This is a genomic window from Cedecea sp. VD22, from assembly GCF_037150195.1.
Classification (GTDB): Bacteria; Pseudomonadota; Gammaproteobacteria; order Enterobacterales; family Enterobacteriaceae; genus Cedecea.
Genome location: NZ_JBBCPX010000010.1, coordinates 67,778 through 86,971, shown reverse-complemented (window position 1 = coordinate 86,971; position 19,194 = coordinate 67,778). Strand labels below are relative to the sequence as shown.

Sequence of the window (19,194 nt, the reverse complement as noted above, 5' to 3'; positions counted from 1 at the left end):
GACCTGGAGTCATTACCCCGGGTCGGTTTTCTTTTATTTGTTGCCGGAGAGACTTGCGTTACCGGCCATGCTCTTAAGCCAGCACGGTGTTTACCCTGCTGCAGAGGACTGATTTTAAGAGGTATAACAAATGCAACCTATTCCGATGACCTTACGTGGCGCTGAACAACTCCGCGAAGAACTGGATTTCCTGAAGTCCGTTCGTCGCCCTGAAATCATTGCTGCGATTGCTGAAGCTCGCGAGCATGGCGATCTGAAAGAAAACGCTGAATATCATGCCGCGCGTGAGCAACAGGGCTTTTGCGAAGGCCGCATCCAGGATATCGAAGCGAAGCTTTCTAATGCTCAGGTGATCGACGTCACAAGAATGCCAAATAACGGCCGTGTGATCTTTGGTACTACCGTAACAGTATTGAATCTGGACAGTGATGAAGAGCTTACTTATCGCATCGTTGGCGACGATGAGGCTGATTTTAAAAAGAATCTTATTTCTGTAAACTCGCCTATTGCTCGCGGTCTTGTGGGCAAGGAATGCGACGATGTTGTCGTAATTCGCACGCCGGGCGGTGATGTCGAATTCGAAATCTTAAAAGTAGAATATTTGTAATTTTTACTACGCTGGCTAAAGGGTTGGCGTATTGTAAAGAAAAGAAAAAGGCCGCATAGCGGCCTTTTATCAACGAACATAGCGTGGCATTTTGCACACCTCTGCTTATTTCGGCAGAGAAATCTTACGCTCTTTAGAAGGGCGGTAGAGCACCAGCGTTTTACCGATGACCTGTACATTACAGGCGCCGGTTTCCCGCACGATGGCATCCACAATTAAGGTTTTGGTTTCGCGATCTTCCGTTGCGATCTTCACCTTGATTAATTCATGGTGCTCAAGCGCTTGTTCAATCTCGGCCAGTACCCCTTCGGTCAAACCATTATTGCCAAGCATAACCACCGGCTTGAGCGGATGGGCCAGACCTTTTAGGTGCTGTTTTTGTTTAGTACTCAGATTCATCGTATTTTTTGCTTACGTTGGGATTGAAAACGGTTCATTCTACCGCCATCTCCAGTGTATCGCCAAATCGGCTGTGCTGATTGTTAGTTAGCCTGCTATTCACGATGAACAAAGTTGGATATTGAGATGACAGGTAAGAAGCGTTCTGCCAGCTCCAGTCGCTGGCTGCAGGAACACTTTAGCGATAAATATGTTCAACAGGCACAGAAAAAGGGGTTGCGGTCCCGTGCCTGGTTTAAACTTGATGAAATACAGCAAAGTGACAAACTTTTTAAGCCAGGAATGACTATTGTTGATCTTGGTGCTGCACCCGGCGGGTGGTCACAATATGTCGTGACGCAAATCGGGAATCAGGGGCGAATCATCGCTTGCGATCTTTTACCAATGGATCCTATCGTTGGTGTGGACTTCCTTCAGGGCGATTTTCGTGATGAATTAGTCGTCAAGGCCCTGCTGGAACGTGTTGGTGACAGTAAAGTGCAGGTTGTCATGTCAGATATGGCGCCAAACATGAGCGGGACACCGGCAGTCGATATTCCCCGCGCTATGTACTTGGTTGAACTGGCACTGGAAATGTGTCGGGACGTGCTGGCGCCGGGCGGTAGTTTTGTAGTGAAAGTGTTTCAGGGCGAAGGTTTCGATGAATACCTGCGAGAAATTCGCTCCCTGTTTACGACGGTTAAAGTTCGTAAACCGGACTCTTCTCGTGCCCGCTCACGTGAAGTGTACATTGTAGCGACCGGGCGCAAACTATAGTACCCTGACGCTGTTTGTTAACACAGTTGTAATATGAGGTTAATCCCTTGAGTGACATGGCGAAAAACCTAATACTCTGGCTGGTCATTGCCGTTGTGCTAATGTCTGTATTCCAGAGCTTTGGGCCCAGCGAGTCAAATGGCCGTAGGGTGGATTACTCCACTTTCCTGTCTGAAGTTAATCAGGACCAGGTTCGCGAAGCGCGCATCAACGGACGTGAAATCAACGTTACCAAGAAAGATAGTAACCGATACACGACTTACATCCCCGTTAATGATCCCAAGCTGCTTGATAATCTGATTACCAAGAACGTGAAAGTTGTGGGCGAACCGCCTGAAGAGCAAAGTCTGCTGGCAACTATCTTCATTTCCTGGTTCCCAATGCTGCTGCTGATTGGGGTCTGGATCTTCTTTATGCGTCAAATGCAGGGCGGCGGTGGCAAAGGTGCCATGTCGTTCGGTAAGAGCAAGGCGCGCATGCTAACGGAAGACCAAATCAAAACCACCTTTGCTGACGTCGCTGGCTGTGATGAAGCGAAAGAAGAGGTGGGTGAGCTGGTTGAATACCTCCGTGAGCCGAGCCGCTTCCAGAAACTGGGCGGTAAAATCCCGAAAGGTGTCCTGATGGTCGGCCCTCCGGGTACGGGTAAAACGCTGTTGGCAAAAGCGATTGCTGGCGAAGCGAAAGTACCGTTCTTCACAATTTCCGGTTCTGACTTTGTTGAAATGTTCGTTGGTGTTGGTGCATCCCGTGTGCGTGACATGTTCGAACAGGCCAAAAAAGCGGCACCTTGTATTATCTTCATCGATGAAATCGATGCCGTAGGTCGTCAGCGTGGTGCTGGTCTGGGCGGTGGTCACGACGAACGTGAGCAAACCCTGAACCAAATGCTGGTTGAGATGGATGGCTTTGAAGGTAACGAAGGGATCATCGTTATTGCGGCAACTAACCGTCCTGACGTGCTTGACCCTGCGCTGCTGCGTCCTGGTCGTTTCGACCGTCAGGTTGTCGTGGGTCTGCCAGATGTTCGTGGCCGTGAGCAAATCTTGAAAGTTCATATGCGTCGCGTACCGCTTGCACCGGACATCGATGCCGCAATTATCGCTCGTGGTACACCTGGCTTCTCTGGTGCCGATTTGGCTAACCTGGTAAACGAAGCTGCGCTGTTTGCTGCTCGCGGTAACAAGCGTGTGGTGTCGATGGTTGAATTCGAGAAAGCGAAAGACAAAATCATGATGGGGGCAGAACGCCGCTCCATGGTGATGACGGAAGCGCAGAAAGAATCGACCGCTTATCACGAAGCAGGCCATGCGATTATCGGTCGCCTGGTACCGGAGCACGATCCGGTCCATAAGGTAACGATTATCCCTCGTGGCCGCGCCCTGGGTGTGACCTTCTTCCTGCCTGAAGGCGACGCAATTAGCGCCAGCCGTCAGAAACTGGAAAGTCAGATTTCCACGCTGTATGGCGGTCGTCTGGCTGAAGAGATTATCTACGGGGCAGAACATGTTTCTACCGGTGCGTCGAACGACATTAAAGTAGCGACTAACCTGGCTCGTAACATGGTGACTCAGTGGGGCTTCTCCGACAAACTTGGCCCGCTGCTGTATGCGGAAGAAGACGGTGAAGTATTCCTGGGCCGTTCAGTGGCAAAAGCGAAGCATATGTCTGATGAGACTGCGCGTATCATCGATCAGGAAGTTAAATCCCTGATTGAACGCAACTATGCCCGTGCTCGCCAGTTGCTGAATGAGAACATGGATATTCTGCACACCATGAAAGACGCATTGATGAAGTATGAAACCATTGATGCCCCGCAGATTGACGATCTGATGGCGCGCCGTGAAGTTCGCCCGCCAGCAGGTTGGGAAGATGCGAGCAAAAACAACAATAACTCTGACAACAACGGTACCCCGAATGCGCCGCGTCCGGTTGATGAACCACGTACGCCAAATCCGGGCAACACGATGTCTGAGCAACTGGGCGACAAATAAGACGCTCACCGAGATGTTTTTGCAGTAATCTATAAACCCCGGGCCTGCCCCGGGGTTTTTGTTTTTGTACAGCCTAAGACGAACGCAAAGGAAGAAGAATGAAACTCACCGCGCAAGGCTCCACGCTGGATCTCTCGCATCCTCACGTCATGGGGATTTTAAACGTCACGCCGGACTCCTTTTCCGACGGTGGTCAGCACAATTCCCTGGTTGAGGCCCTCAAGCATGCAAATGCGATGATCAATGCCGGGGCGACAATCATCGACGTTGGCGGAGAGTCAACCCGGCCTGGCGCGGCAGAGGTGAGCACAGAAGAAGAACTTGAGCGCGTTATTCCGGTGGTCGACGCGATCGCTCAACGGTTTGAAGTCTGGGTCTCAGTGGATACATCGAAAGCCGAAGTTATTCGCGAATCTGCACGAGTAGGGGCGCATCTTATCAACGATATTCGTTCCTTAACGGAGCCAGGTGCGCTAGCTGCCGCTGCGGAAACGGGGCTCCCTGTTTGCCTGATGCATATGCAGGGCGAACCGAAAACGATGCAACAGGCACCACAGTACGATGACGTATTTGCCGATGTGAATCGCTTTTTTGTGGAGCACATTGCCCGCTGTGAAGCCGCAGGGATTTCAAAAGATAAATTGCTGCTCGACCCGGGCTTTGGTTTCGGTAAGAATCTCACCCACAATTATCAGTTATTGGCTCGCCTTTCGGAATTTCATCGCTACGGTATGCCGCTACTGGTAGGCATGTCCCGTAAATCGATGGTCGGGCAACTGCTTAATGTTGGCCCGGATCAGCGCCTGAGCGGTAGCCTTGCCTGCGCGGTGATTGCTGCGATGCAGGGGGCTCAAATTCTTCGCGTTCATGACGTAAAAGAGACTGTTGAAGCTATGCGCGTGGTCGAAGCTACGCTTTCAGTGAAGGAAAACAAATACTATGAGTAACCGTAAATATTTTGGCACCGATGGTATCCGTGGTCGCGTGGGCGATGCACCTATTACCCCCGATTTTGTTCTGAAGCTTGGCTGGGCTGCGGGTAAAGTCCTGGCTCGTCATGGTTCGCGTAAGATTATTATCGGTAAGGACACGCGTATTTCCGGCTACATGCTGGAATCTGCACTGGAAGCCGGTCTGGCTGCAGCCGGGTTGTCTGCTTCATTTACTGGTCCAATGCCTACGCCTGCAGTTGCTTATTTAACTCGTACATTCCGCGCTGAAGCCGGGATTGTTATCTCCGCCTCACACAACCCGTTCTATGATAACGGTATAAAATTCTTCTCGATCGACGGGACTAAACTGCCGGATGAGGTCGAAGAAGCTATTGAAGCGGAGATGGAAAAAGAGATCACCTGCGTGGATTCGGCGGAGTTGGGTAAAGCCAGCCGTATTGTCGATGCAGCAGGGCGCTATATTGAATTCTGCAAAGGCACGTTCCCGAACGAACTGAGCCTTAATGGCCTTAAAATCGTCGTAGACTGCGCCAACGGCGCGACTTACCACATTGCCCCGAATGTATTGCGTGAACTGGGTGCAAAAGTCATTGCCATCGGCTGTGAGCCGGATGGGGTGAATATTAATGAAAAATGCGGTGCGACCGATGTGCGTATGCTGCAAGAGCGCGTGCTGTCGGAAAAAGCCGATCTAGGCATCGCGTTTGACGGCGACGGCGACCGGGTAATTATGGTGGATAACCAGGGCCTTAAAGTCGATGGCGATCAGATCCTTTATATCGTTGCCCGGGAAGGATTACGTCAGGGGCAGCTTCGCGGCGGTGCCGTGGGTACGCTAATGAGTAATATGGGACTTGAAGTCGCGCTGAAGCAGTTGGGTATTCCCTTTGCCCGCGCGAAAGTTGGCGACCGCTATGTTCTGGAAAAACTGCAGGAGAAAGGCTGGCGAATTGGGGCTGAAAACTCCGGTCACGTCATTCTGCTGGACCAAACCACCACCGGTGACGGCATAGTCGCAGGTTTGCAAGTGCTTACCGCAATGGTTCGTAACCATATGAGCCTGCACGATCTCTGCAGCGGAATGAAATTGTTCCCGCAGATTCTGGTTAACGTTCGCTTTACCGCAGGCAGCGGCGATCCGCTTGAAAACGAAGAGGTTAAGCGCGTTACGGCTGAAGTGGAAGCTGCATTGGGCAGCCGTGGACGGGTGTTGCTGCGTAAATCCGGAACGGAGCCACTCATTCGCGTGATGGTCGAGGGTGAAGATGAAGCCCAGGTTACCGCGTTTGCTCATCAGATCGCAGACGCAGTGAAGGCCGTTTAATATTTTTTCTTCGCAAACTGATTGAAAAGGCGGCAGTTGCCGCCTGTTTCTTTGGTGGAAATTACTTGTTTGCTGTTTTTTTCCGCAGTCAGTGCATTGTTAATAAATTGCCCTTGCGCACCAGTCTGGCTTTGGTTAGTATTCTCACCCGCTTCAGTGGGTAATGACAAACGTATCCGCTTAACTGGTTTGAAGCAATTGGCGTGCGGTAACCCCGCAAGGAACAGGTTGATTATGTACGAAGCTCTTTTGGTTGTTTTCCTTATTGTAGCGTTGGGCCTTGTAGGTCTTATCATGCTGCAGCAAGGTAAAGGCGCTGATATGGGAGCCTCCTTCGGAGCAGGCGCTTCCGCTACGTTATTCGGTTCAAGTGGTTCTGGTAACTTCATGACCCGCATGACCGGTGTGCTCGCAACGCTGTTCTTTATCCTGAGCCTGGTTCTGGGTAACCTCAGCACCAACAAAACCAGTAAAGGAAGCGAGTGGGAAAATTTAAGTCAGCCAGCACAAACTGAGCAGACTGCGCCAGCGGCACCTACCAAGCCGAGCAGCGATATCCCACAGTAAGTTTGTCAGCTTCAATGCGGTGACATGAAGGTTACCGTATTCAAAGAGTGCCGAGGTGGTGGAATTGGTAGACACGCTACCTTGAGGTGGTAGTGCCCGATTGGGCTTACGGGTTCAAGTCCCGTCCTCGGTACCAAATCCTAGCAATTCTTGCATTTAATGCAATTCTGGCGTAGTATTTGCCACGTTTTCGGACGCGGGGTGGAGCAGCCTGGTAGCTCGTCGGGCTCATAACCCGAAGGTCGTCGGTTCAAATCCGGCCCCCGCAACCACTTTCCCTGAGAGTTCTTTTTCAAATATACTGTGAACACCAGTTTCGGTGCCTTCGCGAAGAATTTAGAAAAAAATTCTCCTGGACGGTGTCCGGGCCGCAGTTGCGGCATACAGGGTTCAGTTATATAAAGCCCCGATTTATCGGGGTTTTTTGTTATCTGACTTTAGAATAACTGGGCTATATGCCCTTTTTTTATGTCTTGGGGGTGGGCTTGTCCACATTAGAGCAAAAATTAACAGAGATGATTTCAGCACCGGTCGAAGCACTGGGCTATGAACTTGTAGGCATCGAATTCGTTCGGGGCCGCACGTCTACGCTGCGCATCTATATTGATAGTGAAGATGGCATCAATGTTGATGATTGTGCTGATGTCAGTCACCAGGTCAGTGCCGTACTGGATGTCGAAGATCCCATCACCGTGGCCTATAACCTGGAAGTGTCCTCACCTGGCCTCGATCGCCCAATGTTCACCGCAGAACACTACGTTCGTTTTACCGGCGAAGAAGTGAGCATTGTATTGCGTATGGCTGTGCAAAACCGCCGCAAATGGCAGGGTATTATTAAAGCCGTAGACGGTGAGATGATCACGGTAACGGTCGAAGGAAAAGACGAAGTGTTCGCGCTGAGCAACATCCAGAAAGCGAACCTGGTACCCCACTTTTAATAGTTTGGATTGAGGTGAAAACCCAGGATGAACAAAGAAATTTTGGCTGTTGTTGAAGCAGTTTCCAACGAAAAAGCGCTGCCGCGTGAGAAGATTTTCGAAGCGCTGGAAAGTGCGCTGGCAACGGCGACCAAGAAAAAATACGAGCAAGAAATTGACGTTCGCGTTGAGATCGACCGCAAAAGCGGTGATTTCGATACCTTCCGCCGTTGGGTTATCGTTGAAGAAGTCACTCAACCTACGCGTGAAATCACTCTCGAAGCGGCTCAGTTTGAAGATCCGGCTCTCGGCCTCGGCGATTACGTTGAAGACGAAATTGAGTCCGTCACCTTTGACCGTATCACCACTCAAACTGCGAAGCAGGTTATCGTGCAGAAGGTTCGCGAAGCCGAACGTGCGATGGTAGTAGATCAGTTCCGCGATCAGGAAGGTGAGATTGTTACCGGTGTAGTGAAAAAAGTTAACCGCGACAATATCTCCCTTGAACTGAAATCGGAAGGCATGTCCGGCAACGCTGAAGCTGTGATTCTGCGTGAAGATATGCTGCCACGTGAAAACTTCCGCCCGGGCGACCGCATTCGCGGCGTGCTTTACGCAGTACGTCCTGAAGCTCGCGGTGCGCAGTTGTTCGTTAGCCGTTCCAAACCTGAAATGCTGATCGAACTGTTCCGCATTGAAGTGCCGGAAATCGGTGAAGAAGTTATCGAAATTAAAGCCGCCGCACGCGATCCGGGCTCTCGCGCCAAAATCGCCGTGAAAACAAACGACAAACGTATCGACCCGGTCGGTGCTTGCGTTGGTATGCGCGGTGCGCGCGTTCAGGCGGTTTCTACTGAGTTAGGCGGTGAGCGTATTGATATCGTGCTGTGGGACGACAACCCGGCGCAGTTTGTTATCAACGCAATGGCACCGGCCGACGTAGCATCCATTGTTGTCGACGAAGACAAACATACGATGGATATCGCGGTAGAGGCAGGCAACCTGGCACAGGCCATTGGCCGTAACGGTCAGAACGTTCGCCTGGCATCACAGCTGAGCGGCTGGGAACTCAACGTTATGACCGTTGATGACCTGCAGGCTAAACATCAGGCTGAAGCGCATGCGGCTATTGATACCTTTACCAAATACCTCGATATTGACGAGGATTTCGCCACCGTGTTGGTCGAAGAAGGTTTCTCCACGCTTGAAGAACTGGCCTATGTGCCAATGAAAGAGCTGCTGGAAATCGACGGCCTTGATGAAGATACCGTGGAAGCATTACGCGATCGCGCTAAAAACGCGCTCACCACACTGGCTCTGGCACAAGAAGAGAGCCTTGGCGATAAAAAACCTACTGAGGATCTGCTGAACCTCGAAGGGATGGATCGCCCGCTGGCCTTTAAACTGGCTGCTCGTGGTGTTAGCTCGCTGGAAGACCTTGCCGAGCAAGGTGTTGACGACCTGTCTGATATCGAAGGCTTAACGGATGAGAAAGCCGGCGAGTTGATCATGGCAGCGCGTAACATTTGCTGGTTTGGCGGCGAAGCGTAATAAACTGTAGCAGGAAGGAACAGCATGACAGATGTAACCGTAAAAGCGCTGGCCGCAGAGATTCAGACCTCCGTGGACCGCCTGGTACAGCAATTTGCTGATGCAGGGATCCCGAAGTCTGCTGATGACTCCGTTTCGGCGCAAGAGAAACAAACGCTGCTGGCACACCTGAACCACGAACATGGTTCAGGCCCAGACAAGTTGACTTTACAGCGCAAAACGCGCAGTACTTTAAACATTCCAGGTACCGGTGGGAAAAGTAAATCGGTACAAATCGAAGTCCGCAAGAAGCGCACCTTTGTGAAACGTGATCCGCAAGAGGCAGAACGCCTTGCTGCGGAAGAACAGGCGCAGCGTGAAGCGGAAGAGCAAGCCCAGCGTGAGGCAGAGGAAGCTGCCAAACGTGCGGCACAAGAAAAAGCTAAGCGTGAAGCTGAAGAACAAGCTAAGCGCGAAGCCGCTGATAAAGCGAAACGTGAAGCTGCGGAAAAAGACAAAGTGAGCAATCAACAAACTGATGAAATGACGAAAGCCGCCCACGCCGAGAAGGCTCGCCGTGAAGCGGAAGCTGCTGAACTGAAGCGTAAAGCTGAAGAAGAAGCCCGTCGCAAACTCGAAGAAGATGCCCGTCGCGTGGCGGAAGAAGCCCGTAAAATGGCTGAAGCTAACGCTGGCGTTTGGGAAGAGCAGGAGAAGGTGGAAGACGATAAGTCTGACTATCACGTCACCACTTCCCAGCACGCTCGTCAGGCAGAAGACGAAAACGATCGTGAAGTTGAAGGCGGTCGTGGTCGTGGTCGTACTGCAGCTAAAGCGCCGCGTCAGAAAAAAGCTGGCGGTAAGCACGGCGAGTCTAAAGCTGACCGTGAAGAAGCTCGTGCAGCCGTTCGCGGTGGCAAAGGTAAGCGTAAGCCAAGCAGCCTGCAGCAGGGCTTCACCAAGCCAGCACAGGCCGTTAACCGTGACGTTGTGATTGGTGAAACCATCAGCGTTGCTGAACTGGCTAACAAAATGGCCGTTAAAGGCTCTCAGGTCATCAAAGCGATGATGAAGCTGGGCGCAATGGCGACCATCAACCAGGTTATCGATCAAGAAACCGCTCAGCTGGTTGCTGAGGAGATGGGCCACAAAGTTATCCTGCGTCGTGAGAACGAGCTGGAAGAAGCGGTAATGAGCGACCGTGACACCGGCGCTGCGGCAGAAACCCGTGCACCGGTTGTGACCATCATGGGTCACGTTGACCACGGTAAAACTTCTCTGCTGGACTACATCCGTTCTACTAAAGTTGCCTCCGGCGAAGCGGGTGGTATTACCCAGCACATCGGTGCTTACCACGTAGAAACCGACAACGGAATGGTTACCTTCCTGGATACCCCAGGTCACGCAGCATTTACTTCTATGCGTGCTCGTGGTGCTCAGGCAACGGATATCGTTGTTCTGGTTGTTGCTGCCGATGATGGCGTAATGCCACAGACTATCGAAGCTATCCAGCACGCAAAAGCGGCGCAGGTACCGGTAGTTGTCGCGGTGAACAAAATCGATAAGCCAGAAGCGGATCCGGATCGCGTTAAAAACGAACTGTCCCAGTATGGCATCATGCCGGAAGAGTGGGGCGGCGAAAGCCAGTTCATCCACGTTTCTGCAAAAGCCGGTACCGGTATCGACGACCTGCTGGATGCAATCCTGCTGCAGGCCGAAGTTCTGGAGCTGAAAGCTGTCCGTAAAGGTATGGCAAGCGGCGTGGTCATCGAATCCTTCCTGGATAAAGGCCGTGGTCCGGTTGCTACCGTTCTGGTACGTGAAGGTACCCTGAACAAAGGCGATATCGTTCTGTGTGGCTTCGAATATGGCCGCGTGCGTGCTATGCGTGACGAGATGGGGCGTGAAGTGACCGAAGCGGGTCCTTCTATTCCAGTTGAGATCCTCGGCCTGTCCGGCGTGCCTGCCGCGGGTGACGAAGTGACCGTTGTTCGTGACGAGAAGAAAGCTCGTGAAGTTGCTCTGTATCGTCAGGGTAAATTCCGTGAAGTGAAACTGGCTCGTCAGCAGAAATCCAAACTGGAAAACATGTTCGCCAACATGACCGAAGGCGAAGTGTCCGAAGTGAACATCGTGCTGAAGGCAGACGTTCAGGGTTCTGTGGAAGCAATCAGCGACTCCCTGCTGAAACTGTCTACCGATGAAGTTAAAGTTAAAATCATCGGTTCCGGCGTGGGTGGGATCACCGAAACTGACGCAACGCTGGCTGCAGCATCCAACGCCATTCTGGTTGGCTTCAACGTCCGTGCTGATGCGTCTGCGCGCCGCGTGATTGAAGCAGAAAGCCTGGATCTGCGTTACTACTCCGTCATCTATAACCTGATCGACGAAGTGAAAGCGGCGATGAGCGGTATGCTGTCTCCAGAGCTGAAACAGCAGATCATCGGCCTGGCTGAAGTTCGTGATGTCTTCAAATCACCGAAGTTTGGCGCGATTGCTGGCTGTATGGTTACCGAAGGTGTGGTGAAACGTCACAACCCAATCCGCGTACTGCGCGACAACGTGGTTATCTATGAAGGCGAGCTGGAATCCCTGCGCCGCTTCAAAGATGACGCAAGCGAAGTCCGTAACGGTATGGAATGTGGTATCGGCGTTAAGAACTACAACGACGTGCGCGTGGGCGATATGATCGAAGTCTTCGAAATTATCGAGATCAAGCGTACCATCTCCTGATAGCCGTACCGCATCAACTATCTTAGGGGGGCCGTGTGCCCCCCGTTTTGTCTGGAGAAATTATTATGGCGAAAGAATTTGGTCGCCCGCAGCGCGTTTCTCAGGAATTGCAGAAAGAAATTGCCATTATCCTGCAGCGTGAAATTAAAGACCCGCGTCTGGGCATGATGACCACCGTTTCTGGGGTCGAAGTCTCCCGTGACCTGGCGTATGCCAAAGTATTTGTGACCTTCCTGAACGACAAAGACGAAGATGCCATCAAAGAAGGCATCAAAGTTCTGCAGGACGCGTCGGGCTATATCCGAACTTTAGTTGGCAAGGCAATGCGTCTGCGTATCGTGCCTGAGCTGACCTTCTTCTACGATAACTCGCTGGTTGAAGGGATGCGCATGTCTAACCTGGTTTCCAATGTCATCCGTCATGATGACGAGCGTCGCGTGAATACGGACGACAGCAAGGAGGATTGATGAGTCGTCCTCGTCGTCGCGGTCGTGATATTCATGGTGTACTGTTGCTCGATAAGCCTCAGGGCCTTTCGTCCAACGACGCACTGCAAAAAGTAAAACGTCTTTATAACGCGAACCGCGCGGGTCATACCGGGGCGCTGGATCCGCTGGCGACCGGTATGCTGCCGATTTGCCTTGGTGAAGCGACGAAGTTCTCCCAGTACCTGCTGGACTCCGACAAACGTTATCGCGTGATTGCCAAACTTGGGCAGCGCACGGACACGTCAGATGCCGACGGCATTGTGGTCCAGGAACGCCCAATTAGCTTTAGCACCGAGCAGCTTGCTGCCGCGCTGGAGAGCTTCCGCGGGGATACCGAGCAGGTTCCATCGATGTACTCTGCGCTTAAGCATCAGGGTAAGCCCCTGTACGAATACGCGCGCGCGGGGATTGAGGTTGAACGTGAAGCTCGCCCAATCACGGTGTACGAGCTGTTGTTTATTCGCCATGAAGGGGATGAACTGGAGCTGGAAGTCCATTGCTCTAAGGGAACGTACATTCGTACGATCGTTGACGATCTCGGTGAAAAACTTGGCTGTGGGGCGCATGTTATCTTCCTGCGTCGTCTGGCTGTAAGTAAATATCCGATTGAGCGGATGGTCACTCTGGAGCAGCTTAATGAGCTGGTAGAACAGGCACATCGGCAGGGGCGCGAGCCAGCGGAAATGCTGGATCCGCTGCTGATGCCGATGGACAGCCCAGCCTCCGATTTCCCGCTGGTGAATTTGCTGCCTGAAGTTGCCGTCTACTTTAAAAACGGTAATCCAGTTCGGGTGGCAGGCGTTCAGGCCGAAGGGTTGGTGCGCGTCACCGAAGGCGAAGAGAAGAAATTCATCGGTATGGGTGAAATCGATGGCGAGGGCCGGGTTGCTCCGCGTCGTCTGGTCGTCGAATATCCCGTATGACTTTTGCCGCTACCTTGCGGTAAAAGGGCGCTACAGGTAAAATAGCGCGGCTTAACGGCTGGCCGATTGTTTAACAAACGGTTCAGGCGTGCACTGGGGTTGCTGAATTAGAGATCGGCACCCTGTTTATTTATCTATAATGTTGGAGTTGAAAATGTCTCTAAGCGTTGAAGCTAAAGCTAAAATCGTTTCCGAGTTTGGTCGTGGTACTAACGACAGCGGTTCTACCGAAGTTCAGGTTGCACTGCTGACTGCACAGATTAACCACCTGCAGGGTCACTTTGCAGAGCACAAAAAAGATCACCACAGCCGTCGTGGTCTGCTGCGTATGGTTTCTCAGCGTCGTAAACTGCTCGACTACCTGAAACGTAAAGATGTAGCACGTTACACTGGCCTGATCGAGCGCCTGGGTCTGCGTCGCTAGTTCTTGCGAGTTTCAGAAAAAGGGGCCTGTAAGGGCCCCTTTTTTCAACCAGACGGCAGCAATTCTATGGAAACTAATGTATTGTTGCTGAGTGTGATCTTTATTGCAGAGGTTCGCGCGGCTAATGAGAGGCTTTACCCGTCAGAGCGGGTTAGGATTGTCATTAGTCGCGAGGATGCGATGAAGGTCGGGTACCAACGGCGGCGCGTGAAGCCACGTGCTGCCCGTCATTTTAAAGGATCTTATTTTGCTGAATCCGATCGTTCGTAAATTCCAGTATGGCCAGCATACGGTCACGCTTGAAACCGGCATGATGGCTCGCCAGGCTACCGCTGCTGTAATGGTAAGCATGGATGACACCGCGGTATTCGTTACCGTTGTTGGCCAGAAAAAAGCCAAGCCAGGCCAGGACTTCTTCCCGCTGACCGTTAACTATCAGGAGCGTACCTACGCTGCTGGTCGTATCCCAGGTAGCTTCTTCCGTCGTGAAGGCCGTCCAAGCGAAGGCGAAACCCTGATTGCGCGTCTGATTGACCGCCCGGTTCGCCCGCTGTTCCCTGAAGGTTTCGTCAACGAAGTGCAGGTTATCGCCACCGTTGTCTCCGTTAACCCGCAGGTTCACCCTGATATCGTAGCCATGATCGGTGCTTCTGCAGCACTGAGCCTGTCCGGTATTCCGTTTAACGGCCCAATCGGTGCCGCTCGTGTTGGTTACATCAATGACCAGTATGTGCTGAACCCGACCGCTGAAGAACTGAAAACCAGCAAGCTGGATCTGGTTGTTGCCGGTACCGAAAGCGCAGTGCTGATGGTTGAATCCGAAGCTGAACTGCTGAGCGAAGACCAGATGCTGGGTGCCGTTGTCTTCGGTCACGATCAGCAGCAGGTTGTTATCAAAGAAATCAACGCGCTGGTTGCCGAAGCCGGCAAACCACGCTGGGACTGGCAGCCTGAAGCGGTAAACGAAGCGCTGAATGCGCGCGTTGCCGCGCTGGCTGAATCCCGTCTGAGCGATGCTTACCGCATCACTGAGAAGCAAGAGCGTTATGCACAGGTTGACGTCATCAAAGCTGACGTTATCGCGACGCTGACCGCAGAAGACGAATCTCTGGATGCCGCTGAACTGTCTGACATTCTGCACGCTATCGAGAAAAACGTTGTTCGTAGCCGCATCCTGGCTGGTGAACTGCGCATCGATGGCCGCGAAAAAGACATGATTCGTGGTCTGGACGTGCGTACTGGTGTTCTGCCGCGCACTCACGGTTCTGCACTGTTCACTCGTGGTGAAACTCAGGCGCTGGTTACCGCCACGCTGGGTACTGCACGTGACGCACAGACGCTGGACGAGCTGATGGGCGAGCGCACTGACAGCTTCCTGTTCCACTACAACTTCCCTCCGTACTCCGTAGGCGAGACCGGGATGGTAGGTTCGCCTAAGCGTCGTGAAATTGGTCACGGCCGTCTGGCGAAGCGTGGCGTTCTGGCCGTTATGCCAGAAGCTGACAAATTCCCGTACACCGTTCGTGTGGTTTCTGAAATCACCGAATCTAACGGTTCTTCTTCCATGGCCTCTGTGTGCGGTGCATCTCTGGCACTGATGGACGCTGGTGTGCCAATCAAAGCCGCCGTTGCGGGCATCGCGATGGGCCTGGTGAAAGAAGGCGACAACTTTGTTGTTCTGTCCGACATTCTGGGTGACGAAGATCACCTGGGTGACATGGACTTCAAAGTAGCCGGTAGCCGTGAAGGTATCTCTGCGCTGCAGATGGATATCAAAATCGAAGGTATCACCCGCGAAATCATGCAGGTGGCTCTGAACCAGGCTAAGGGTGCGCGTCTGCACATTCTGGGCGTGATGGAGCAGGCTATCGACGCACCGCGTGGCGATATTTCTGAGTTCGCACCACGTATTCACACCATTAAAATCAACCCAGACAAGATCAAAGACGTGATCGGTAAGGGTGGGGCTGTAATTCGTGCGCTGACTGAAGAAACCGGCACCACCATCGAAATCGAAGATGACGGTACCGTTAAAATCGCAGCGACCGACGGCGACAAAGCGAAACACGCTATCCGTCGTATCGAAGAGATCACCGCGGAAATCGAAGTGGGCCGTATCTATAACGGTAAAGTCACTCGTATCGTTGATTTCGGTGCGTTTGTTGCTATCGGCGGCGGTAAAGAAGGTCTGGTTCACATCTCTCAAATCGCCGACAAGCGCGTAGAGAAAGTGACTGACTATCTGCAGATGGGTCAGGAAGTTCCGGTGAAAGTACTGGAAGTTGACCGTCAGGGCCGCGTCCGTTTAAGCATTAAAGAAGCAACCGAGCAGTCTCCGGCAGAAGGTGCAGCACCAGCCGCGCCAGAAGCTGAGTAAGGTTTGCCAATTAAGCTCTCCATGGTGACATGGAGAGCTGTTTGTTACGGGACAGGATGTCTCGTTTGCAGCCGGGGGACAGGACGTTCATCCATTTGTTGTCTTCGGGAGTAGGAAATGAAGCCTTTTTTGCGCTGGTGTTTCGTTGCGACAGCTATCACGCTGGCCGGATGCAGCAACTCTGCCTGGCGTAAGAACGAAGTATTAGCGGTGCCATTGCAGCCTACGCTGCAGCAGGAAGTGATTCTGGCACGCATGGAACAAATACTTGCCAGTCGGGCTTTAACCGATGACGAACGCGCACAGCTTTTATATGAGCGCGGAGTGTTGTATGATAGCCTCGGTCTGAGGGCTCTGGCGCGGAATGATTTTTCACAAGCGCTGGCCATCCGTCCCGATATGCCTGAAGTATTCAATTACTTAGGCATTTATTTAACGCAGGCAGGCAATTTTGATGCTGCCTATGAAGCGTTTGATTCTGTACTTGAGCTTGATCCAACTTACAACTACGCGCACTTAAATCGCGGTATCGCCCTCTATTACGGTGGTCGTTATCGTTTAGCGCAAGATGATCTGCTGGCGTTTTATCAAGACGATCCCAACGATCCTTTCCGTAGCCTGTGGCTCTATATTGCTGAACGCAATTTGGACGAAAAACAGGCCAAAGTGGCGCTACAACAGCGTCTCGAGAAATCGGATAGAGAGCAATGGGGATGGAATATTGTCGAGTTCTACCTGGGCAACATTAGCGAAAAAGAGCTAATGGAACGCCTCAAGGCGGACGCAACGGATAACACCTCGCTCGCTGAGCATCTCAGTGAAACCAACTTCTATTTAGGTAAGTACTACCTAAGTCTGGGGGATAAGGACAGCGCCAAGGCACTGTTCAAGTTAGCGGTTGCTAACAACGTACACAACTACGTTGAGCATCGTTATGCATTGTTGGAATTAGCGCTCTTGGGCCAGGAGCAAGACGACCTGGCAGAATCGGACCAGCAATAGCTGACGAACAACGATCGTCCCATAAACTTTTTAACTAAAGTCATCACCTTCACGGGTGAGGGCGTTTTTGTTCGTTAATCAATCAAATTTGAGCCGGTTCACACTTTTCAATGAAAATTGCAGATCAATTTCACGATGAGTTACGTAGACTGGCCGCCATCAACGAGGCACATGTACTACATGACTGATATCATCGAAACCACTTTTTCTGATCTGGGGCTGCACGCCTCCATCATTCAGGCCCTGAACGATCTGGGCTACGAAAAGCCATCACCCATTCAGGCTGAGTGTATCCCACACCTGCTGAATGGCCGCGACGTTCTGGGTATGGCCCAGACCGGTAGTGGTAAAACCGCAGCGTTCTCTCTGCCGCTGCTGAACAACCTCGATCCTGAGCTGAAAGCACCGCAAATCCTGGTGCTGGCCCCGACCCGCGAACTGGCGGTTCAGGTTGCTGAAGCCATGACGGATTTCTCTAAACACATGCACGGCGTGAACGTTGTTGCCCTTTACGGCGGTCAGCGTTATGACGTGCAGCTGCGCGCTCTGCGTCAGGGACCACAGATTGTTGTGGGTACCCCAGGGCGTCTGCTTGACCACCTGAAACGCGGCACTCTGAACCTGTCCGGCCTGAAAGGTCTGGTCCTGGACGAAGCGGACGAAATGCTGCGTATGGGCTTCATCGAAGACGTTGAAACCATCATGGCGCAGATCCCGGCTGAACATCAGACCGCGCTGTTCTCTGCCACCATGCCGGAAGCGATTCGTCGTATTACCCGTCGCTTCATGAAAGATCCTCAGGAAGTGCGCATTCAGTCCAGCGTGACTACTCGCCCGGACATCAGCCAGAGCTTCTGGTCTGTTTATGGCATGCGTAAAAACGAAGCGCTGGTTCGTTTCCTGGAAGCAGAAGACTTTGATGCGGCGATTATCTTCGTTCGTACCAAAAACGCGACTCTGGAAGTGGCTGAAGCGCTGGAGCGTAGCGGTTACAACAGCGCCGCGCTGAACGGTGACATGAACCAGGCGCTGCGTGAGCAGACCCTGGAGCGCCTGAAAGATGGTCGTCTGGATATCCTGATCGCCACCGACGTTGCGGCCCGTGGCCTGGACGTGGAGCGTATCAGCCTGGTTGTTAACTACGACATCCCGATGGACTCCGAGTCTTACGTTCACCGTATCGGCCGTACCGGTCGTGCTGGCCGTGCTGGCCGTGCGCTGCTGTTCGTTGAGAACCGCGAGCGTCGCCTGCTGCGCAACATCGAACGCACCATGAAGCTGACGATTCCTGAAGTAGAACTGCCAAACGCAGATCTGCTGGGTGAGCGTCGTCTGGCTAAATTCGCCGCTAAAGTTCAGCAGCAGCTGGAAAGCAGCGATCTGGATCTGTACCGTGGCCTGCTGGCAAAAATTCAGCCTTCCGCTGAAGAAGAGCTGGACATCGAAACGCTGGCTGCAGCACTGCTGAAAATGGCTCAGGGTGAACGTCCTCTGATCCTGCCACCAGATGCACCGATGCGCCCACGTCGCGAATTCAAAGAGCGTGACGATCGCTTCGAACGTCGCGGCGACCGTAATGACCGTGGCCCACGTGGCGACCGTCCAGAGCGTGGTGGTGAAGATCGTCCGCGTCGCGAACGTCGTGATGCTGGCGATATGGAACTGTACCGCATTGAAGTGGGCCGTGATGATGGGGTTGAAGTTCGTCACATCGTTGGCGCTATCGCTAACGAAGGCGACATCAGCAGCCGTTACATCGGTAACATCAAGCTGTTCGGGACCCACTCCACCATCGAGCTGCCGAAAGGCATGCCGGGTGAAGTTCTGCAGCACTTTACCCGCACTCGTATTCTGAACAAGCCGATGAATATGCAACTGCTGGGTGACGCGCAGCCTCGTCCAGAGCGTAGTGGCGAACGCCGCGGCGGTCGTGACGGCGGTGGCCGTGGCTTCGGCGGCGAGCGTCGTGAAGGCGGTCGTGGCCCACGTCGCGAAGGCGCTGGTGCCGGTGCTGGCCGTAGCTTCAGCGGTGAACGCCGTGAAGGTGGTCGTGGCCCGCGTCGCGAAGACGGAGCTGCAACCGCTCGTCGTCGCTTCGGTGATGCATAATTGACCTATAATCTGCCGTATTATTTTTAAACGGCAGTGATAAAAGCCCCGGTTATTGCAATCGGGGTTTTTTTTATCCCTTTTGTACTCA

General features: G+C 52.7%; 18 protein-coding genes and 2 tRNA genes. 18 read left to right on the top strand and 2 right to left on the bottom strand.

From position 1 onward, the window contains the following. Positions 1–130: 130 nt before the first annotated feature. Entirely contained in the window at positions 131–607 is a 477-nt protein-coding gene (gene greA / locus WFK85_RS16915; RefSeq protein ID WP_008454799.1) for a transcription elongation factor GreA, read from the top strand. 105 nt (positions 608–712) lie between these two features. Here greA and yhbY read toward each other — a convergent pair whose 3' ends face one another. Next, entirely contained in the window at positions 713–1,006 is a 294-nt protein-coding gene (gene yhbY / locus WFK85_RS16910; RefSeq protein WP_008454796.1) for a ribosome assembly RNA-binding protein YhbY, read from the bottom strand. A 126-nt stretch (positions 1,007–1,132) separates the two neighbouring features. Between yhbY and rlmE the strand changes: the two genes are divergently transcribed. The 4 genes from rlmE (at position 1,133) to glmM (ending at position 6,033) form a co-directional block, all read left to right on the top strand. Then, a complete protein-coding gene (gene rlmE, locus WFK85_RS16905; protein ID WP_008454794.1) occupies positions 1,133–1,762 on the top strand; it encodes a 23S rRNA (uridine(2552)-2'-O)-methyltransferase RlmE in 630 nt (209 codons plus the stop codon). Between the two features lie 56 nt (positions 1,763–1,818). Beyond that, positions 1,819–3,756, top strand: coding sequence for an ATP-dependent zinc metalloprotease FtsH (ftsH, locus tag WFK85_RS16900; RefSeq protein WP_166877784.1), 1,938 nt, complete (start codon positions 1,819–1,821; stop codon positions 3,754–3,756). Between the two features lie 98 nt (positions 3,757–3,854). Next, entirely contained in the window at positions 3,855–4,703 is an 849-nt protein-coding gene (gene folP, locus WFK85_RS16895) for a dihydropteroate synthase (protein ID WP_166995024.1), read from the top strand. Continuing rightward, complete coding sequence (gene glmM, locus WFK85_RS16890) at positions 4,696–6,033, top strand: phosphoglucosamine mutase (RefSeq protein ID WP_336708958.1); 1,338 nt, start codon at positions 4,696–4,698, stop codon at positions 6,031–6,033. Before folP ends, glmM begins: the two co-directional genes overlap by 8 nt. Here the strand turns inward: glmM and WFK85_RS16885 are convergent. Beyond that, the gene (locus WFK85_RS16885; RefSeq protein WP_157141373.1) at positions 6,030–6,203 is read right to left on the bottom strand and encodes a hypothetical protein; all 174 of its coding nucleotides are present in this window, start codon (positions 6,201–6,203) and stop codon (positions 6,030–6,032) included. The genes glmM and WFK85_RS16885 overlap by 4 nt on opposite strands. 64 nt (positions 6,204–6,267) lie before the next feature. Between WFK85_RS16885 and secG the strand changes: the two genes are divergently transcribed. The 13 genes from secG to WFK85_RS16820 all read left to right on the top strand — a co-directional run bounded on the left by secG (position 6,268) and on the right by WFK85_RS16820 (position 19,103). Next, positions 6,268–6,600, top strand: a complete 333-nt coding sequence (gene secG / locus WFK85_RS16880) for a preprotein translocase subunit SecG (protein WP_038478508.1) — start codon at positions 6,268–6,270, stop codon at positions 6,598–6,600. 49 nt (positions 6,601–6,649) lie between these two features. After that, positions 6,650–6,736: transfer RNA gene (locus WFK85_RS16875), tRNA-Leu, on the top strand. A 59-nt stretch (positions 6,737–6,795) separates the two neighbouring features. Continuing rightward, positions 6,796–6,872: transfer RNA gene (locus WFK85_RS16870), tRNA-Met, on the top strand. A 213-nt stretch (positions 6,873–7,085) separates the two neighbouring features. Continuing rightward, positions 7,086–7,538, top strand: a complete 453-nt coding sequence (gene rimP, locus WFK85_RS16865; RefSeq protein ID WP_008454786.1) for a ribosome maturation factor RimP — start codon at positions 7,086–7,088, stop codon at positions 7,536–7,538. A 27-nt stretch (positions 7,539–7,565) separates the two neighbouring features. Continuing rightward, a complete protein-coding gene (gene nusA, locus WFK85_RS16860) occupies positions 7,566–9,068 on the top strand; it encodes a transcription termination factor NusA (protein ID WP_008454785.1) in 1,503 nt (500 codons plus the stop codon). Between the two features lie 24 nt (positions 9,069–9,092). After that, the gene (infB, locus tag WFK85_RS16855) at positions 9,093–11,780 is read left to right on the top strand and encodes a translation initiation factor IF-2 (RefSeq protein WP_166995026.1); all 2,688 of its coding nucleotides are present in this window, start codon (positions 9,093–9,095) and stop codon (positions 11,778–11,780) included. A gap of 65 nt (positions 11,781–11,845) precedes the next feature. Next, complete coding sequence (rbfA, locus tag WFK85_RS16850) at positions 11,846–12,247, top strand: 30S ribosome-binding factor RbfA (protein ID WP_008454782.1); 402 nt, start codon at positions 11,846–11,848, stop codon at positions 12,245–12,247. Then, a complete protein-coding gene (gene truB, locus WFK85_RS16845) occupies positions 12,247–13,191 on the top strand; it encodes a tRNA pseudouridine(55) synthase TruB (protein ID WP_336708959.1) in 945 nt (314 codons plus the stop codon). The genes rbfA and truB overlap by 1 nt, the downstream gene beginning before the upstream one ends. Before the next feature lie 154 nt (positions 13,192–13,345). Continuing rightward, complete coding sequence (gene rpsO, locus WFK85_RS16840) at positions 13,346–13,615, top strand: 30S ribosomal protein S15 (protein ID WP_008454776.1); 270 nt, start codon at positions 13,346–13,348, stop codon at positions 13,613–13,615. Positions 13,616–13,862: 247 nt separating this feature from the next. Then, the gene (gene pnp, locus WFK85_RS16835) at positions 13,863–15,992 is read left to right on the top strand and encodes a polyribonucleotide nucleotidyltransferase (RefSeq protein ID WP_008454773.1); all 2,130 of its coding nucleotides are present in this window, start codon (positions 13,863–13,865) and stop codon (positions 15,990–15,992) included. A 117-nt stretch (positions 15,993–16,109) separates the two neighbouring features. Next, the gene (gene nlpI / locus WFK85_RS16830; protein WP_008454770.1) at positions 16,110–16,994 is read left to right on the top strand and encodes a lipoprotein NlpI; all 885 of its coding nucleotides are present in this window, start codon (positions 16,110–16,112) and stop codon (positions 16,992–16,994) included. A 110-nt stretch (positions 16,995–17,104) separates the two neighbouring features. Continuing rightward, positions 17,105–17,182 carry a protein YrbN gene (gene yrbN, locus WFK85_RS16825; RefSeq protein ID WP_099458804.1) on the top strand — a complete coding sequence of 26 codons (78 nt, stop codon included), beginning with the start codon at positions 17,105–17,107 and terminating at the stop codon, positions 17,180–17,182. Continuing rightward, the gene (locus WFK85_RS16820; RefSeq protein WP_008454769.1) at positions 17,175–19,103 is read left to right on the top strand and encodes a DEAD/DEAH family ATP-dependent RNA helicase; all 1,929 of its coding nucleotides are present in this window, start codon (positions 17,175–17,177) and stop codon (positions 19,101–19,103) included. The genes yrbN and WFK85_RS16820 overlap by 8 nt, the downstream gene beginning before the upstream one ends. The last annotated feature ends 91 nt before the right edge of the window (positions 19,104–19,194 follow it).

Excerpts from the sequence above, each read along its gene's own strand:
- rpsO (WP_008454776.1), top strand. The coding sequence starts at position 13,346 with ATGTCTCTAAGCGTTGAAGCTAAAGCTAAAATCGTTTCCGAGTTTGGT.
- folP (WP_166995024.1), top strand. The coding sequence starts at position 3,855 with ATGAAACTCACCGCGCAAGGCTCCACGCTGGATCTCTCGCATCCTCAC.
- nlpI (WP_008454770.1), top strand. The coding sequence starts at position 16,110 with ATGAAGCCTTTTTTGCGCTGGTGTTTCGTTGCGACAGCTATCACGCTG.
- WFK85_RS16820 (WP_008454769.1), top strand. The coding sequence starts at position 17,175 with ATGACTGATATCATCGAAACCACTTTTTCTGATCTGGGGCTGCACGCC.
- rlmE (WP_008454794.1), top strand. The coding sequence starts at position 1,133 with ATGACAGGTAAGAAGCGTTCTGCCAGCTCCAGTCGCTGGCTGCAGGAA.
- rbfA (WP_008454782.1), top strand. The coding sequence starts at position 11,846 with ATGGCGAAAGAATTTGGTCGCCCGCAGCGCGTTTCTCAGGAATTGCAG.
- yrbN (WP_099458804.1), top strand. The coding sequence starts at position 17,105 with ATGAAAATTGCAGATCAATTTCACGATGAGTTACGTAGACTGGCCGCC.
- nusA (WP_008454785.1), top strand. The coding sequence starts at position 7,566 with ATGAACAAAGAAATTTTGGCTGTTGTTGAAGCAGTTTCCAACGAAAAA.
- ftsH (WP_166877784.1), top strand. The coding sequence starts at position 1,819 with ATGGCGAAAAACCTAATACTCTGGCTGGTCATTGCCGTTGTGCTAATG.
- infB (WP_166995026.1), top strand. The coding sequence starts at position 9,093 with ATGACAGATGTAACCGTAAAAGCGCTGGCCGCAGAGATTCAGACCTCC.
- secG (WP_038478508.1), top strand. The coding sequence starts at position 6,268 with ATGTACGAAGCTCTTTTGGTTGTTTTCCTTATTGTAGCGTTGGGCCTT.
- greA (WP_008454799.1), top strand. The coding sequence starts at position 131 with ATGCAACCTATTCCGATGACCTTACGTGGCGCTGAACAACTCCGCGAA.
- glmM (WP_336708958.1), top strand. The coding sequence starts at position 4,696 with ATGAGTAACCGTAAATATTTTGGCACCGATGGTATCCGTGGTCGCGTG.
- yhbY (WP_008454796.1), bottom strand. The coding sequence starts at position 1,006 with ATGAATCTGAGTACTAAACAAAAACAGCACCTAAAAGGTCTGGCCCAT.
- truB (WP_336708959.1), top strand. The coding sequence starts at position 12,247 with ATGAGTCGTCCTCGTCGTCGCGGTCGTGATATTCATGGTGTACTGTTG.